Origin of the sequence: Lactobacillus nasalidis (genome assembly GCF_016587775.1) — a bacterium.
Classification (GTDB): domain Bacteria; phylum Bacillota; class Bacilli; order Lactobacillales; family Lactobacillaceae; genus Lactobacillus; species Lactobacillus nasalidis.
Window position 1 is genome coordinate 1 of the sequence record NZ_BOCG01000130.1, and the last position, 1,139, is coordinate 1,139.

The following is a 1,139-nucleotide window of genomic DNA, read 5'->3' on the forward strand; positions in this document are numbered from 1 at the left end:
AGTCGAAGAAGTCGATGTTCAAGCGGTTTGGCGCTGCCACGTAGGCGTCGTCAGGAATCCGGCGGGCAGCCCAGTGGTGGCCGCCGATGGTTTCGATGTACCAGACTTCGTCGTGGTCGGCAAAGGCGCTGCCGTTCATTTCATAAGTGCCGTACTTTTCAACCAGGTAGCCCAGGCGCTTGACCCCTTCTCTGGCTGAGCGGATGTATGGCAGGGTCAGCGTCACGAAGTCTTCTTCGCCCAGGCCCCCCTTTTCAACCAAAGGATCGATCCCTTGGATCCGGCTGTTGGTGGTGATGGTTTCCGTGGCCGTCATTGCTACCGTGGCGTCGTTGATCCCGGCAGCAGCCCAGACGCCGTGCTTGCCGGAAGCGTCCGGGGCACTGGTGTAGCGCAAAGGGTTGGGCAAAAGGTCGGCATCGTCGATCTCCTGGCCGCTGATGACGCTCTTGTAGTGCTTTGGCTGCTCTTGCGGGTTAACGGCGATGAATGATTCTGGAATAATGGTGCTGCCGCCGTCTTCACTGCGGGCAATCATGGTGGAGCCATCGATCGTGGCTGCCTTGCCGACTAAAATGGTCGTGCATTCTGCTGGCTTTTGCATAAGTCCTCCTCTTAAAAAATCTTGCAAATACTCTTGTGACAATTACAGCTGCCGGTACAGGGCGTACAGGCGCTTGCTCAAGTCCGCCCCGCCGGGAGCGCTGTTTTCAAAAATAATCTTCCCTGGCTCAGAGCTTTCCTTCAAGTTGCCCTGTTCGGCCAGCTGCCGCTTGACTTCCGCGGCCGCGCCGATGGCCCCGTCGTAAACCTTGACCTGCGGGCCCAAGATATCCTTGATGGCCTGCTTGGCAAAAGGATAGTGGGTGCAGCCCAGGACTACCCCGGCCGCCTTGCCGGCATAGGGGGTCAGCAGCCCTTCCAGGTACTGGTAAACTGCCGGCGTGTCAATCTGCCCCTGCTCGATCAGTTCGACCAGTTTCGGAGCGGGCACCTTGACCACCTGGCCGTCTGCCGCGTATTCCTGAACAAGCTGGTTGAACTTCTCCTCGCGCAGGGTCAAAGGCGTGGCCATGGCCACCACGGTCTTGCCGGGATTTTCCTCAGCCGCCGGCTTGACGGCCGGCTCGATCCCGATG

Annotated in this window: 2 protein-coding genes; both read right to left on the reverse strand. The window is 59.2% G+C overall.

All coding sequences use genetic code 11. The annotated features are described in order from the left end of the window. Window positions 1-604 (reverse strand): C69 family dipeptidase (locus tag lacNas_RS02230; RefSeq protein WP_201346542.1); only part of this gene is annotated, 604 nt, incomplete at its 3' end. A 42-nt stretch (window positions 605-646) separates the two neighbouring features. Further along, window positions 647-1,139: glutamate racemase (locus tag lacNas_RS02235; protein WP_201330783.1), on the reverse strand; the 493-nt coding region annotated here is incomplete at its 5' end.